At 59.6% G+C, this 14,984-nt stretch carries 12 protein-coding genes and 2 pseudogenes; 6 read left to right on the top strand and 8 right to left on the bottom strand.

The window, feature by feature from the left end:
• Positions 1-898: 898 nt before the first annotated feature.
• Positions 899-1,360: a transposase gene (locus AC0L2M_RS19105; protein WP_473511966.1), complete on the top strand. Its 462-nt coding sequence runs from the start codon at positions 899-901 to the stop codon at positions 1,358-1,360.
• A gap of 428 nt (positions 1,361-1,788) precedes the next feature.
• Here AC0L2M_RS19105 and AC0L2M_RS19110 read toward each other — a convergent pair whose 3' ends face one another.
• The 4 genes and pseudogenes from AC0L2M_RS19110 to pdxR form a co-directional block, all read right to left on the bottom strand.
• Positions 1,789-2,631, bottom strand: coding sequence for a TIM barrel protein (locus AC0L2M_RS19110; protein ID WP_065011503.1), 843 nt, complete (start codon positions 2,629-2,631; stop codon positions 1,789-1,791).
• A gap of 299 nt (positions 2,632-2,930) precedes the next feature.
• A pseudogene (locus tag AC0L2M_RS19115) lies at positions 2,931-3,262 on the bottom strand (FMN-binding negative transcriptional regulator); the annotation flags it as partial.
• Between the two features lie 1,340 nt (positions 3,263-4,602).
• Positions 4,603-5,325, bottom strand: a complete 723-nt coding sequence (locus AC0L2M_RS19120) for a B3/B4 domain-containing protein (protein ID WP_176478102.1) — start codon at positions 5,323-5,325, stop codon at positions 4,603-4,605.
• A 179-nt stretch (positions 5,326-5,504) separates the two neighbouring features.
• Positions 5,505-7,043, bottom strand: coding sequence for a MocR-like pyridoxine biosynthesis transcription factor PdxR (gene pdxR / locus AC0L2M_RS19125; protein ID WP_473535672.1), 1,539 nt, complete (start codon positions 7,041-7,043; stop codon positions 5,505-5,507).
• Between the two features lie 68 nt (positions 7,044-7,111).
• Between pdxR and AC0L2M_RS19130 the strand changes: the two genes are divergently transcribed.
• Both AC0L2M_RS19130 and AC0L2M_RS19135 read left to right on the top strand, forming a co-directional pair.
• The gene (locus AC0L2M_RS19130; protein ID WP_473496081.1) at positions 7,112-8,350 is read left to right on the top strand and encodes a trans-sulfuration enzyme family protein; all 1,239 of its coding nucleotides are present in this window, start codon (positions 7,112-7,114) and stop codon (positions 8,348-8,350) included.
• Between the two features lie 40 nt (positions 8,351-8,390).
• Entirely contained in the window at positions 8,391-9,293 is a 903-nt protein-coding gene (locus AC0L2M_RS19135) for a dihydrodipicolinate synthase family protein (RefSeq protein ID WP_473535597.1), read from the top strand.
• A 267-nt stretch (positions 9,294-9,560) separates the two neighbouring features.
• On the opposite strand, the gene AC0L2M_RS19140 is transcribed toward AC0L2M_RS19135, so the two are convergent.
• Complete coding sequence (locus tag AC0L2M_RS19140; RefSeq protein WP_348626648.1) at positions 9,561-9,833, bottom strand: DUF982 domain-containing protein; 273 nt, start codon at positions 9,831-9,833, stop codon at positions 9,561-9,563.
• 625 nt (positions 9,834-10,458) lie between these two features.
• Here AC0L2M_RS19140 and nodU point away from each other — a divergent pair.
• A complete protein-coding gene (gene nodU, locus AC0L2M_RS19145) occupies positions 10,459-12,144 on the top strand; it encodes a nodulation protein NodU (RefSeq protein WP_473535598.1) in 1,686 nt (561 codons plus the stop codon).
• Between the two features lie 138 nt (positions 12,145-12,282).
• Here the strand turns inward: nodU and AC0L2M_RS19150 are convergent, their stop codons facing one another.
• Positions 12,283-12,579, bottom strand: a complete 297-nt coding sequence (locus AC0L2M_RS19150; protein ID WP_473535599.1) for a hypothetical protein — start codon at positions 12,577-12,579, stop codon at positions 12,283-12,285.
• A gap of 480 nt (positions 12,580-13,059) precedes the next feature.
• Here AC0L2M_RS19150 and AC0L2M_RS19155 point away from each other — a divergent pair, with 480 nt between their 5' ends.
• The gene (locus tag AC0L2M_RS19155) at positions 13,060-13,233 is read left to right on the top strand and encodes a hypothetical protein (RefSeq protein ID WP_473535600.1); all 174 of its coding nucleotides are present in this window, start codon (positions 13,060-13,062) and stop codon (positions 13,231-13,233) included.
• A 111-nt stretch (positions 13,234-13,344) separates the two neighbouring features.
• Positions 13,345-13,725 (top strand): hypothetical protein, encoded by a 381-nt coding sequence (locus AC0L2M_RS19160; RefSeq protein ID WP_473535601.1) that lies wholly within the window; start codon positions 13,345-13,347, stop codon positions 13,723-13,725.
• Here the strand turns inward: AC0L2M_RS19160 and AC0L2M_RS19165 are convergent.
• Both AC0L2M_RS19165 and AC0L2M_RS19170 read right to left on the bottom strand, forming a co-directional pair.
• Positions 13,722-13,978: pseudogene (locus AC0L2M_RS19165) on the bottom strand (nitrogen fixation protein NifQ); the annotation flags it as partial. The gene AC0L2M_RS19160 and the pseudogene AC0L2M_RS19165 overlap by 4 nt on opposite strands.
• 86 nt (positions 13,979-14,064) lie before the next feature.
• Positions 14,065-14,970 carry a LysR family transcriptional regulator gene (locus tag AC0L2M_RS19170; protein ID WP_473535602.1) on the bottom strand — a complete coding sequence of 302 codons (906 nt, stop codon included), beginning with the start codon at positions 14,968-14,970 and terminating at the stop codon, positions 14,065-14,067.
• Positions 14,971-14,984 lie beyond the last annotated feature (14 nt).

Here is a 14,984-nt window from a genome sequence, read left to right on the forward strand (position 1 = left end):
ATATTGGCTTTCCCGATTGCGCACGACGCCGCTGCGTGGCTCCGCAAAATTCACTCGGTCAGTACCGGGACGACGTTCCGACCAGGCGGCCGCCGCCGCGGTACTCGTGAAAGAAGGGTCGCCCCAGCAACGACTGCGGCGACGAGTAGCTTCGGTCAGGCTCCGTTCTTGTCGAAGAAGCCTGTCATGCTCTGCCGCTGCCGGACGACGCTCGATGCGAGTTCGACTCGGCTCGTGCCCTCGCCTCTCCCCGCTCGCCAATTCTGCGCAGCTGTCCGTTCTTCGGCGCCAACCGATGTCGGTTCATGTTTTTAATCAGCAGGCTAGCGTCGGTAGCACCGGCCTTCGGAGGTATGCCGTCCTGCATTGCCAGCGCAGATTGGATCGCAGCTCTTGAGCAGCTCCTTTCAGTTCGGATGCCAGCCGTCGCGCTACCATCGAAAACACGGGAGATAGCTTTTGCATGCTGCAGGAATCCACCATCTCCTCGGTCCCGAGATGGCATTGCATACTTGCTCTTAGGTGCTCATAGGAACCGGTCTGTTCCGGGGTGTGCGTCGCCAGCGGGGCTTGCTCGGGCGGTCGGATGCATATAGCTCGGCTACAGAAGAAGCGGCCAGACCTTCATCCGTCGTCTGCCGCGACTTCCTGCATAATTCGTGTTCACAAGGAACGACCTATGAGGCGGCAGCCCCGAGCATTCACGGTGGAGATTAGACAGAAGCGCAGTTCTCAAAAACGGAGTCGTTCGATCTGGAGCGATGTCGATCTTACCGCAGCAATGGCCGAGACAACAAGGGAACTCGAGGAGATGGAGTTGCCAAATGGTCGCCCTGTTGACTCAAGTGTTGTAGCGCTTGATGCTGAACACTTGCACAAACCGCGAGCGGAGTATCTCATGGCAAATCCCCTGGACGCAGAACCAGAAATAACTGCAACGCAACCGGCAGCCAAGGTAGAGGGGCCTCAAAAGAAGAAAGCCAAACGGTCGCCGAAAGCGAAGGCTGAGCCTAGGCCGCCTGCTCGGAAAGCGCCCAATGCGGCGTCTCAGGCGGAGGAAGCACCAGCAGCGACCGTGCGGACCGGACGTAAGATCTACTCTGAAAAGGAGCGCGCCCAGATGCTCGCCCTGATACAGAAGTCTATCAGTGGCGGCGCCACCCTCAAGAGCGCCGTAAAGCAGGCCGGCATTTCGGAACAGACCTACTATCAATGGAAGAAAGCTGCGTTGCCCGCATCGGTTGGTGACGATCTGAAGGACCTCGTCGCGCTTGAGGAAGAAAACAAACGACTGAAGAGCCTGCTCGCGGAACGCCTGCGCAAGGAGAACGCGGAACTGAAGAGGAAGCTGGGGTTTTAATAACGCTGAATCGCAGATCGGAGCGCCAGAATTCTTGTCCGACGCGCTATCGAGAGCTCATAGCTACGGGTCTGGTATCGGCAGTTCTGGTCGGAGGAAGCGGTCGTCGGTGACCCCGGAGAGGCCGCCGAGGTGAAGCAGCTGCTGCGCGACCGCGGTCCTAGAAAAAGATCACCTCAGGACCACCTGTGGTTGGCTTCGCGCACTCGCCCCCTTTGTCCGCCATCAGTTGCTCTTCGTCCGAAATTCCGAGAGTCCGCCGCCCTCCGCATCAGATCCAACCTTCGCCTTGCGGGCCCATCGAACTACCGCGGCCGCCCAAGGCGGTCCAATGGCCAGTCTTGACAATGGTGATCCGGCAAGCATCTGCATGAGCGGGACACAGGAGCCATCTCGAATGACTTCTCCGCTCAATTTGCCTACGCGCCTTAGACCGGCACTCGCGCCAGTAGCCCGTGTCGGATGAGATCGATGCTGGCGGCAAATGCGCCTGCAGAGTCATTCAACGCGTGGACTTCCTCGACGAGCTCAAGAGAAAAGGGACCTGTATAGCCGCCATCAAGTAGCGCCCGGATCTGGCTGCAATTGTCGGAGCCTCCCAGGAGGCGATCCGGGTGAACCCACAAGGTTGGATCGTTTATGCCTGAAATGTGCACGAGACCGGTCAGATCGCAGAAGAAGGACGTCTCGCCAGCGAGTGTGTGGTGGAATGTATCGTGCACAAGCCGGAAGACGGACTGGCCATCAACCCAGGCAATAGCGTTAGCCGCTTCGGTCTTCGACCGAAGCGAGGAGGTCTGGAAGCCAAGCGGTTCGATGAGCCCAACCAGACCCCGTGACTGAAGTATCGGCTTGAGCGCCTTCAAGGCGACGCGGAGATTGCCATTGCGCTCGCCATTGGCGGACCACGAGCCGTCGTTCACCGGCACTAGCATGAGCGCCTGGGCGCCACAGGCGGCCGCATAATCGGCGAGCTTGCTGGCCTCGGCCTTGCGGGCGGGAGTCCATTCGTTGAACCGCTGTAGGGCGTTGACTGAGATGATCGTGACGCCCGCTTCGGCAGCGGCAGACCGAACCTCCGCCGGCGGCTTGCCGCGCACAACAGCCTTACTGCAGGGATTATTCCGGATTTGCACGTCGGTCAGACCGAGATCGCGGGCGAGCGCGAAGAACGTCCTGACGTCAAGCCCGGGCGTCGCCATGTGGTCGAGTGCAAACCGAAGTGGCGCCTGGCGCACGGAGAGGCTTTCCTCCATGAAGGCGGCCGCCATTCTCGGCTGGCTGGCTTCTGCCGTTTGTTGATTTACGAGGCCGAAATCATCGGCATAGGGAGGAGAATCAATCGAACTGACCCGCTCTTTATTCACACGATTGTGCTTCATTGTGAGCCGACTTTCACGCAGCGGATACTACCGCGCCTCTTGAGAACATTGATCTGCTAGGCGAAATGACCGAAGATCGATCGAGGCTATCCAGCTGCTTCCGCAGAGTAGGCGCCAACCCGGAAAGATGCTGAACCGATCCGGAGCCAAACTGATGTGGCAGGCTGCTTCTTCGTAGCGAGGCCGATGCCCAGCGCGATCATAGCGCGTCCCTTCCAGGTCGGCACAACCTTCCTGGTTTCCCGTTTGGCCGCATACCACGCCGGGTCACGTAAGCATCCGGCCCCATGAAGGTGGCCAAGCCATCGCTCAGCGGCGGAACACGGCACTGCGGATTGGCCTTCGCGAGCTGGCCGTAGATCACGCCGTGCTCGCCCTCGCTTTCATCAAGCAAGAGGGGCAGTGACGAGGCGAAAAGTCATTGGGCCGTGGCAGTGACGAAGTTCGCCAGCGGCGCTGCGCGGACGCTCGCTCGCAGGAAATCGATATCATCATCTCGGAAGGCTGGAGGGGTGTACATCGGGGGAACTCCTTGTGTGCATTGCAGGTCAGATACTTGCAATCTGGCCCTCTGGAAACAGCCAGTTCGTTGCAATTGAAGCCGTCCAGTTGGTGAAGTGGCATGGCGGGGGATCATCGGGCTAACAATTTGGCGGTCCAACAATGAGGCCCTCCGGCTTCTGCGCCTCCGACATCTCTTGGCTTCGCCCAACCGTCCGTGGCTCCGCCGTCGCCAGCGTACCGCTACCGATCGAGTTGCCGGCGATAAAGATAGAATCAGGGGCAGCCTTTCTGGCGGCCCTGATGGGGTGCTGTTGAAGACACCTACCCGGAGATGGCGCATCTCGTGCGGCTCGTTCAAGGGAGGAGGAGCGGCCAGTGCATTATGGCCCACGGTCACAAAGAGCGCATGCTGCTGCCGATCGAGCGGGGCACGGCGCCCGGTGCCGTGATGCCATGCTGTCGGCCGGCCGGCTTAGCCGACTGCGCTACGCATGTAGGTCGGGCGGCAGCAGGGCGTCGCTGCGGTGGCTGGCCGTTCCCGGGGCAGCACGCGATTACCCGACGTTGCAGATCCATCGGATTGTGGCCGAGACTGCAAAAGCGCCAACCCCGTAAAGGGGCCCGGCCGGCACACGCTGCGTCACAGCTTCGCCAAGCCTGGAGGCCGGCGCCGAAGTCGGAGTTACCCGGGTCCTGCTGGGGCTCGACCCGCAGATATGCTGCAGGCCAGTCAGCTCGAGAACTTAGCCTTTTCAAGGAGGCGGAGAGCTCGCCCGACGGGTGAGCGTGCGGCGACTCGATCGAGATCGCTCCGTGCTGCCCGGCCTGCCTATCAGGTCGCGTATGCAGGCCAGCTCAGCCTCGGCAGCTCAAGGTCATGTCGGCGATCGAGCACTGCCGCACGGCACGTGTTACGCGGCCAACGGCAGATCGGGCACAACTGCCGTGGTCGTCACACACGTCGATGAGGCAGGCGGAAATGGATCGTGATCCGCATCCCCCTCGGCGGAGAGCGAGTCTCCCCAAGCATGGCAGATGTCTCGCAACCGCTTCGATCCGAATTAATCCGGCTTTCGCGACGAGATGTATGAAGGCTCGGAGTGCCAGGACTGAAGCTCGCCCCGGAGCGTCTGACGTCGAGATTGATCAAAGCAGCAACCCGAAGAGGTGCGCATCTTTGGACCGTGGCTACACTGGGTCGATTCGAATTATGAATGCGGTGCACCTTCCGCTGGCCTGTACGAAATGGCCAGAGGGGTTACCTCCTATCGACCTTCGCAGCCCCAGGAGACCCAGCTCGCAAAGGAACGCAGACTGCTTGGAGTGAACCGATTATCATCGGGGCGGGCACGTTCCTCAACCGACCCGCCTGTCGAGACTAGCGACCGAGGCTTTAGCGGTGGTGATTTCCTGCTTGTAGACCTTACACCCTGGTGCCAGCTCTCTCAGACCGCTCACGAGCATGTTAGCCGCCTGCTCGAGCGCCTCTTCCGGCATCGCTGCCAAGCTTTCCAAAATAAACCACATGCGGCCGCCCACCGTCTCCAACCGGGTGCGCGTGCTCTGCCGCCAATTCCAGCGGCGACATGTAGCTCCCAGATCGTCGCGCCAGATGACCTCCCCCTTGGAAGCGCTTTCGACGACCGCTTCCCCATTCAAAACAGTGTGGAAGGACTCCGTTCCTACGGCAATCGTCAGCCGCGGTTTGCCGACATATGCATCGAAATTTTCGCCGCCAATGGGTATTGAGAAACGCAGGCTCACTGCATTGTAGAGGTCAACGACAGGATTTATTGGTGGGATGCGGCCATCCTTCTCCACCCGTTTTTTCAATGCCTGCGCCGAGCACGGCGTCCGGTTTGGTTTCGCGCCGAACCGGACGTATGCCTCCGCCCAATTGGCCAAGTGCGCTTCTCCCCAGGCGGGTCCCCCCGCTCGGGCGAAATCGCAAGCCTCTCCCAACACGTCCCGAGCCATGACGCCTCGCGCACTGTCCTCTGCATCAACAAGAATGCTGATTGCGCGAAAGTCAGGTGCGATCTCTGCTATTTCTTCGTCGATCAGCGGAAAATCCAACAACGCTTCCTCCTTTAAGCCGGCCGCGATGGCGCCTCTGCTTCCACTGGATTTTAGAGTCTCCTCAAGAATTCCTTTCCCCAGGTCCCAGGGTCAGAGTACTGCCCGGACCCGGACTGGCCGACAGAGCCAGTCCTGGCAAGTCTTGCTGGTCTGCGATCACTGCCGGCGTGACTCCGGGGTCACGAGCCAGGCCCGTTCGCTGTCAGGGCGGGTATTGAGCATCTTGCCGAATCCTTGGCAAAGCTTTTTACCCGTTGGACAGCGCCAGTAAGGAGCCGAACGCCATTCTCGATCTGCCGAATTGTCAGGGCGGAATAGCCCATCACCAGTCCAATCCGGTCAGCACGGCCTTCATCTCGGATGTACAGCAATGAAATCGGATGGATGCCAACCCCGACCCGCCGCGCCTCTTCAACCAGGACGTCCTCCAGCGACCGAGAAAGATCCTTGAACCAGACGACGACATGCAGCCCTGCATCGGCCCCCTCGATGGCAATGCTGTCTGCGAACGCGCGTCGAAGGACGGCAAGCAGTGCCTCTCGCCGCTCGCCGTTAAGACGGCGGACGCGGCGGACATGGCTTTCATAACCACCGCTCTCGATGAGTGAGGCCAGGGCCTCCTGTTCCGCGACCGGAGAATGCCTGTCGAGAAGCTGCTTGGCCATCGCAAAGACGTCTTGCAACTCGGCCGGAACCACCAGGTAGCCGATGCGCAGCATCGGCGACAGTGTCTTGGAGATCGTGCCAACATAGATTACGGAACTGCGGTCTTCCAGCTTGTGCAGCGGGGGCACCGGTCGAATGTCGTACCGGTACTCGCCATCGTAATCGTCCTCGATAATATAGGCGTCATTGCGCCGAGCCCATTCGAGGAGCTGATACCGCCGCGAAATCGACAAGACGGCGCCGAGCGGGAACTGGTGCGACGGGGTGACATAGGCCAGCCGCGCTGGGATCTCCTGCAGCAACTCGGTCTTCATGCCCTCGCTATCGACGGCGACAGCGACGGGCGTGGCTCCTGTGCTGGCAAAGACTTGGCGCGCCATTCTATAGCAGGGATCCTCGATCACGAAGCTGTCAGAAGGATCGAGCAGCAGGCGCGCGCACATATCGAGGCACTGCTGTGATCCGCTGACGACGAGGATCTGCTCGACCTGGCAGCTAAGCGCTCGGGCACGCCACAAATATCCCTGCAGCGCCTGGCGCAAGCGATGCGAGCCGCGTGGATCGTGATAGGCCAGCCTTCCGGGGCTTTGTGACATCGCCGCGTTCATCGCACGCTTCCACGTCAGCGCCGGGAAATCAGATGGGGCGAGGTCGCCATAACGAAAATCGACCTTGAGGCGGTTGGGGAGGTAATCGCGCCGTGGCGGACTGGCGCGCAGTCGCTCGCCGTAACAGGAAAGGTGGATCGGGCCAGTCCGTTTCGGCACCGCGCTGGTCTCTTTACACCGGACTAGCGAAGATGCAACGCGAGGTCTTGCGCCTTGAATGACCTCGATGAAACCTTCGGCGACCAGCTGATCATAAGCCACGGTGACGGTGGTTCGCGACACACCGAGTTCATTTGCGAGGCCGCGTGACGACGGCAGCTGGCTGCCCGTTTCATAGATCCCACCCAGGATCTGCTCGCGAAGAGCTTCGCAGATCTGGCGCGCGCCGAGACCTTGCGAGCGAGCTGCCGACGCTTCAGGAGAAGGCTGGACCATTTCTTTCATCGCCAACTGGACGTTCCATCTGAGTTAGTGTGACGGCATTGTCCCCGAAATCAAGAGGGTTAAAGCCGATGACCAGCGCCGAAGATCAGCTTGAAGCCGAGGCAACATCAACGCCGTCCCGGAACGACGTCGGTCTCGCATTCGCCACCCGGGCCATCCATCATGGCTACGATCCGGCCGGCTTTTCCAATTCTGTTCAGACGCCGGTGTTTCTTACATCGACGTATGGATTTGAAAGCGTTGCAGCAAACGAAGCCGTCGCAGCGCTTGGCGGAAGGCTCTACGCACGCGAATACAACCCGACCACCGAGATCCTCGAAAAGCGGCTCGCCAATCTCGAAGGAGCCGAAGCTGGGCTGGTACTCGCCTCGGGGATCGCCGCCTTCGGCACGCTGATCCTTTCGCTGCTTTCGCAAGGTGACGAACTCATTGTCCACAAGACACTCTATTCAAATACGCTCGCCATGGTCGAGCAGGGGCTGCCGCAGTTTGGCATCAAGGTCGTTGCCGTCGACCTGTCGAATCCGAGCAATCTCAATGGCGCCATCACTGACAGGACCCGGCTCGTGTTCTTCGAGACGCCAATCAACCCGCTGAGCCGTATCCTCGACATCGCTGCCATTGCCGAACACGCCCATTCTCGCGGCGTGAAGGTCGCCGTCGACAGCACCTTCGCCTCGCCCGCCCTCCAGCGTCCGCTGGAACTCGGAGCCGACATCGTGATCCATTCGCTGACCAAGTACATCAATGGCCATGGCGATGCTCTGGGCGGTGTGATACTGGGCGATGCGAAAACACTGCACCTGCTGCGCGAAACTGGCCTGCGCTATCTCACCGGGGCAGCGCTCTCGCCCATGTCGGCGTTCCTGATTTTGCGCGGGTTGAAGACACTCACGTTGCGTATGGAGCGTCACAGTGTCTCTGGGCTTGCGGTCGCTCAGGCGCTTGAGGCGCACCCGGCTGTGGCTTGGGTTAGCTATCCATTTCTCGGCTCTCATCCCGACCATGAGATCGCGCGCAGACAGATGTCGCAAGGCTCGGGTATGTTGGCTCTCGGCCTCCAAACGGGGTTCGAGGGCGCGCGCCGTATGATGGACCGGCTCAAGCTGATCATCAGGGCGGTCAGCCTCGGCGACGCTGACAGTCTCATCTATCATCCGGCAAGCCTGACCCGCTCGCGCAAGTCAATCCGCAAGGACGCGCATTTGCCTGACGGAGTCGGCGACGACCTCATGCGTCTGTCGGTAGGGCTCGAAGACGCCGCCGATTTGATCGCGGATCTAGAGCAGGCGCTGGACGGGGTCTGATGCCCAACGCTTCACCCAATCTAACAACGGGAGCTTCAGCATGGCTTTCCTGAGCGGCCTTTCGGCCTTCCCAATAACGCCAAGCGACAGTGACGGCGGCGTCGATGTCCTGGCGCTTCGAAAGCTGATAGCGCGGCTTTGCGCAGCAAAGGTGGATTCCATCGGCCTGCTCGGTAGCACCGGCACCTACATGTATCTGTCGCGCGCGGCACGCCGCCGGGCGATTTGCGAGGCGCTGGACGAAACGCGTGGACGAGTCCCGCTCGTGGTGGGCGTGGGCGCTTTGCGCACCGATGAAGCGATACACTATGCAAGTGATGCGAAGGCCCTTGGCGCAGCCGCGGGGTTGCTCGCGGCTGTTTCCTACACCCCGCTCACTGACGACGAAGTTTTCGAGCATTTTTCGACAGTGGCGCGCGAAAGCGGCCTGCCGATCGTGATCTACGACAATCCTGCAAACACGCATTTTCGCTTCACGCCAGCGCTCATCGAGCGTCTGGGACAGCTGCCTGAGATCCTCGCTATCAAAAACTCAGTCGACAGGGGCGATGCTATCAAAGGCCAACTTGCGCACCAGAAAAAAATTGTGCCGAAAGGATTCTCGATCGGCTACAGCGGCGACTGGAATGCCACCGAGGCCCTGATCGCCGGCGCCGATACATGGTACAGCGTCCTCGGTGGCATCTTGCCCGATCCCTGCCTGAGGATGGTCCGAGCCGCTCAGCACGGCGACCACGCAGAAGCACACCGGATCGACGCCACCCTGGCCCCGGTTTGGGAGCTTTTTAAGACGTTCTCGAGCCTTCGCGTCGTCTACGCAATCGCCGAGCTCCTCGAAATCTGTTCCGCCGAGCCCCCACGGCCAATCAAGCCGCTTTCCGCTGCCGCGAAGGGCCAGCTCGCCGGCGTCCTGGACCGCCTCGGATCAGGTGTTGGATCGTAAGCCGCGCAACTTCATATTGCCGAGGGAAAAATGTACGCACCGACCCTTTCGATGACTAGCCGAGATGTTCTCCATAATCTGATCGGGAACAATGCGCGGCGTGCTGATCACGACGCCAATCACGTCCTCGTCAACGTGTTCGATTGGCAGAACGTCTTATCGGCGAGGGAGGTAGGCTTTCCGAGGCCGCCAACGCCTACATTTCTCCGGAAGAGTGTGCAGGCCAGACGACTTCCACTCGAAGCATCAAAGCCTTGATGACAGCATTCAATCGCTGCGCAGGATCTTTGCTTCAAGCGCGGCTGCCACAAAAGCCCTTCGAGCAGCAGGTGGATGGGCCTCACCACGCAATACCTGCAGACAAGCGTCCATCGCTACCCTCCGTTTCTCGGTCCGATGATGAAGGGCACGGATCAGGATAGCGGCCGCCTGGTTGACATCGAATACGATACGCTCAGAACTGTGGCGGCCAACCTGAACAACGACCGCCCTCTCAAATCTGTGCAAGCCGGTCATCTCTCCGCCCCCCAAGGCGATCATCCGTCAATAGGGCCCAGGGTCGTCTTCTTTGCCGAGCCGACACTGCATCTGTGAGCCGAGACAATGCCCTTTTGACCGACCCCGCGCTAGCCTCACACGCGCTTACCCGCTCTGTTCCGCTGCCGATCTGCAGGCGGGATCCATCGGTTGTCGGAGGTTGTTCCTCCAACATGACGGCGCGATTCAAAAAGCCGAATAGGCCCTTTGGGCGCTGCCCTCGCCATCGAAAATCTTGTCGATGACCTAAAGAGTAGCTTGATCAGGGAAGGCTCTCTTCTAGCGCGACAACCTTCGTGCTCAGCACGCGCGCTCGGTGCCGAGGGAGCGCGGCACCTCCCGTGGCGCGGGTGATGTGTGACCGTGCACATCCTTGCCTAGCGCTTGCGGTGGCGAGGCCTTCTACAGTGCCGCACAGCGATGCCTCGCAATTCTGGTGATTTTTGCGTGTCAGCCATTTTGTTCTAGATCACGCGGCAGACCTGATCATTCACCGCGCGGATGCCTCACATCCAAACAATCTAATTTACCGGTTCCTCATGATCCTGCATAGCGCGACAAAACCCACGGCTATGTTTTCCAGCCGTTTTCTGCGGTTGCTCTACGGTCACCTCGACAAGGATCTGCTATGCGCATTTGCGGTATCAAGCTGACTCACGACGGGGGAATTGCTGTCGTGGAAGACGGCAGATTACTCTTTTGCATCGAGATGGAGAAGCTCGACAATAACCTACGATACCAACATATCGAGCGGCTTGAGACGGTCGTCGCCGTTTTGACGGAAAACGGGCTTGCTCCGCGCGATATCGACCGGTTCGTTATTGACGGATGGGACGGTGAAATCCAGTCAGAATTCCAGGTTCTGAGTAACGGCTCCCCTATCACTCTCAACGGCGCGCCATATGTGGAGCGGGACGCCGAAGATCCCCTGACAGCCTATCAAGGTTCCGGTCTCATGCTCGACAGTGGGGTATGTTCTTATGAAAGCTACCCGCATGTTGTTGGGCACGTGGCTTCCGCATACTGCACCAGCTCATTCGCCAAAGCTGAGGAACCGGCATTTTGTCTGGTATGGGACGGCTGCATCTTTCCGCGGCTTTACTACGTCGAGCCAAGTGGAGTCCGATTTGTTGGGTGCCTGTTTCCGATGATAGGCCATGCCTATGCGGCCGTGGGCCAACATTTCGGTCCTTACAGGCGAGAACTGCGGACTGGCTGGAATCTCGGTATCGCCGGCAAGTTGATGGCCTATATTGCGCTCGGAGTGGTCCATGAACACATCGTGAATGTGTTTGAGGAGCTTTACGACGACCATTTTGCCTGGGATACGGACCTTGCTTTTGGCTACGGGAACAACAGCCACAGCGAAGACGCGTTACTCACGGCTGTGCACGACTTCTTCGATGCAAGCGCGTCGCGGCTAATCCCCGAAACGCCCGAGGACATACTTGCTTCGTTCCATGCCTTCGTGGAGCGTCTTCTCGTCCGGGGAATGACAAGGGCGCTGCGTGGGTACTCAGTCCCCAAAACCCGAAACCTGTGCATCGCCGGCGGATGCGGGCTGAACATCAAATGGAACAGCGCCCTTCGGGCGAGCGGTTTGTTCGACGCAGTCTGGGTGCCTCCGTTTCCAAACGACAGCGGATCGGCGATCGGTGCCGCTTGCTGTGCGCTGTTCGCCGACAAAGGTTTCGTGCATCTCGACTGGTCAGTCTACAGCGGGCCAAATGTGAGCCATGGCAAGGTTCCGCCTGGTTGGCAATCTGCTGCTTGCAGCCTGAAAGAACTTGCCGGCGTGCTCGCCGACAACAAGCCTGTGGTGTTCCTTGCAGGTCGCGCAGAGCTTGGTCCACGTGCTTTGGGAGGCAGAAGCATCCTGGCGGCCGCAACTTCGCCGGAAATGAAGGACCATCTCAACAAAATCAAAGTTCGAGAGCATTTCCGACCGGTAGCGCCAATATGCTTGGAGGATCGTGCACCTGAGATGTTCGATCCCGGCACGCCGGATCCTTACATGCTGTTCGATCACCGAACCCGTTCGGAGTGGAAAGAAAAAATCCCGGCGGTCGTCCATCTCGACGGGACTGCGCGCCTTCAGACAGTTTCGAGAACTTCTGAACACCCAATTGCAGAACTTCTGATAGAATATGAGAAACTCACGGGCATTTCGCTGCTCTGCAACACGAGTGCAAATCTCAATGGACGTGGTTTTTTTCCGGATGCGGCTGCCGCCTGTGAGTGGGGATGCGTAGACCACGTTTGGTGCGATGGGTTGCTGTTGACCAAGACAGGTGCAAGTCAATTCGAGGGCTGAGCGGCGGGCTGTAACGAACTTGAGTTACCGCGCTCTAGCGCTGCAATGGCCGGCAGCATCGCTGAGGGAGCCGGATACTGCGGGTGCGTGCGGTTACGGCTTTTGAAAGTGCCCTGATCTGACGAACGAATCTGATCGTCATGGCCGATAAAGCGCCGAGACTGTGCTGTTGAGCTGGCAAGCACGCGAATGCTTTTGCTTAGCGATGTGAATGGAGGGTTCGAACACCAGGGCCTGCACCGCCCTGCCGACCGGCACGCCATTCGTCTGCTGCGGTGGTGACAAGCTTGAGCGAATTAGCTGTTTGAGCTCCTTCTGCCAACGGAATCCCGCATTGCCTGCGCCTGCCGCGTTAATCGTTAATCCCTGGAAGCGTCCGCCTTGCCGTCCGCGACTTTGCTCAGCACCGAACCACTCCGCCATGGCGTCGGGCATGTGGCCGACCACGTTGACCCGACACCCTCCGTCAGTGTCAGCAAGTCGGAGTAGAGGTCCACATCCTCGAGCATGCTCCTTGCAGGACCCATACGTGCGAGATCGGTTGCAGGAACCCTATGCCGAAGAGCACAATTGCCAGCGCACGATTGGTGCCGTCGCGGGGTCGCTGCCGGTTCTTCTGACCGCCCGCGTCGTGCTCGGAATAGCGCTCGGAGGCTTCTGGTCGATGTCGGCAGCGTTGGCGATGCGGCTCGTTCCAGGTCACCTCCTGCGGCGCGCCATGTCGATCATCCGCACCGGCGTACCGTCGCTACCGTTTGTGCGGTTCAATCGGCGCCTATGTCGGCGACGTCTGGGGGGGTGGCGAAGCGCCTCCATGATCGCTGCAGTCTTCGGCGCGTTACACTGGTAGTGCAACTCATGACTTCTCCGAGGCTGCCTCCGATTGGAGCAGCCAGCTTCCGCAGTCTGCTGGATGTGGCCAAGAATCCGATAATCAAAGTCGCGATTTTGGTCGTCCTGCTGGTCGCTTCCGGGCACTTCGCCGGCTTCATCTGTATCCGCGCCTTCCTCGAGAATGTTCCCGCGTTCAATATCGAGACGATCTCGCTCGTGTTGCTCGCCTTTGGCCCTGCCGCCCCCTGCTCATAGCGATGGCCGCTGTCTCGCTGCTGATGTTGGGAGCATCGGCCTGGGCCTCGGCGATTGCGGTACCGTATGGGCCTTTGCCTTCGGCGCGGTGCCGGTGGGACTGCAGAATGCATGGTGCTGCGCGCCCCTCCCGAGCAGGCCGAAAACGCCGGTGGGCTGATGGCCGCAACGTTCCAAGTGGCCATCGCCGCCGGCGCGATTTTCGGCGGACTGCTGGTGGACGATGCCGGCGTTGCCAGTGCCTTTGCCTACAGCGCCGTTGCCTCGTTCCTCGCTGCCCTGACAGTGTTTGCTCGGACCGAAGCGCGAACCCTAGACCGCCTGACACAGGCCAGTGCAGCACGGGGAAAGATGCAATCGCATCAGCCGCGCGGTGCGATCCTGCTCACGATTTTTTGGCGGTTGCAGCCGTCGTCTCTGCGCGATCGCACGTTGTTGTCCGGTCGATTTCGACCAGCGGCGGCGAATGATGGTGCCGACGAGAGAACCTAAGAGTGCCGGACCGAAGCGGACCGCCTCGCCGTCGACCGCTCGCCTCGTACGGCTATTAATACAAGGGCGAACCCGTGCTTGATCCGTGTGAGGCGGCTTTCCATGCCTCCGGGGCGAAGCAGCTTTTGACTTGATTGCATTCCCGGCAATTGGGCGCGGTGCATAGGGGTAGACCTTCAGACTCGCAAAGCCTGCGGTAAAAGTACTTCTTCCACTTCATGTTTTTGGTGTTGCCGGCTACCAGCGTCGGAAAATCAGCACCACACTGTCATGCAAAAATCATCGAATTGGAGTCAGACCCAATTTTTTGCGTGCCGTTCGCCAGGAGCGCCCGCGGCTTCACATGCGGAATGCCTCCTGCAACATTATCTGCCGCATCCAGGTGCTTGCCGGATCACTGTTGTGAAGGGTGGGCCATTGGACGGCCTCAGTGAACGTGGGTAGTGGCAGGGGAAGTTCGACGATCCGCAGAGGGAAAGTCTTTTTGAAATGCTGAACCAGCCGGAAGGGCATGGTCGCTATACGATCTGTGCCTGAGACCATCGGCGGGATCATGCTAAAGGCCTGCACGATAATCTCGACACGTCTCTTGAGACCATGTTCAAGCAAAAACCGTTCCTCGATGGATGGCATCTGCGCACGGCCGACCCTGAACGCAATGTGCTTCATCGACACGTACCTCTCGAATGTAAGCTGCTGTGGCAGCTGCTTGTTCGTGGGGCAGCCTACGCACACGAATGTCTCGTCGAACAGCACCGCTCTTGGATGCGCGCTCGACATGAACAATTCCGGAAGAATCAGAAAATCGACGTCACCGCGCCGGAGAAGCTCATCGAGATCGTCGTCGAGCGGCAGCAATTCGAAGCTGACGGCGGGTGCTTCGCGTGCAACACGCTCCACGACCTTTTCAAAAAACACGAGTGTGGCGAAATCGGAAATCATGATCCGGAAGCGGCGATCGGATTGAGCCGGTTTAAACGGATCCCAAGAAATAATCGAGCACTGTATGTGCAAGAGTGCGCCGCGAACAGCGGGGGCGAGTGTTTCCGCACGCGAGGTTAGAACACGTTCGCGGCCGCTCATCGTAAACAGTTCATCGTTGAAATAATCGCGCAGCCGGCCGACGGCCGCGCTCATGGCCGGCTGACTTAGGTTGATGCTGCTTGCCGCCGCCGTGAGGTTGCGCTCGGTCAGCAGTGCGTCGAGCACAACGAGAAGGTTCAGATCAAGGCCTTTGAAACGCATGCCTCATCTGTCCG

This window comes from Mesorhizobium sp. WSM4806 (assembly GCF_055811635.1).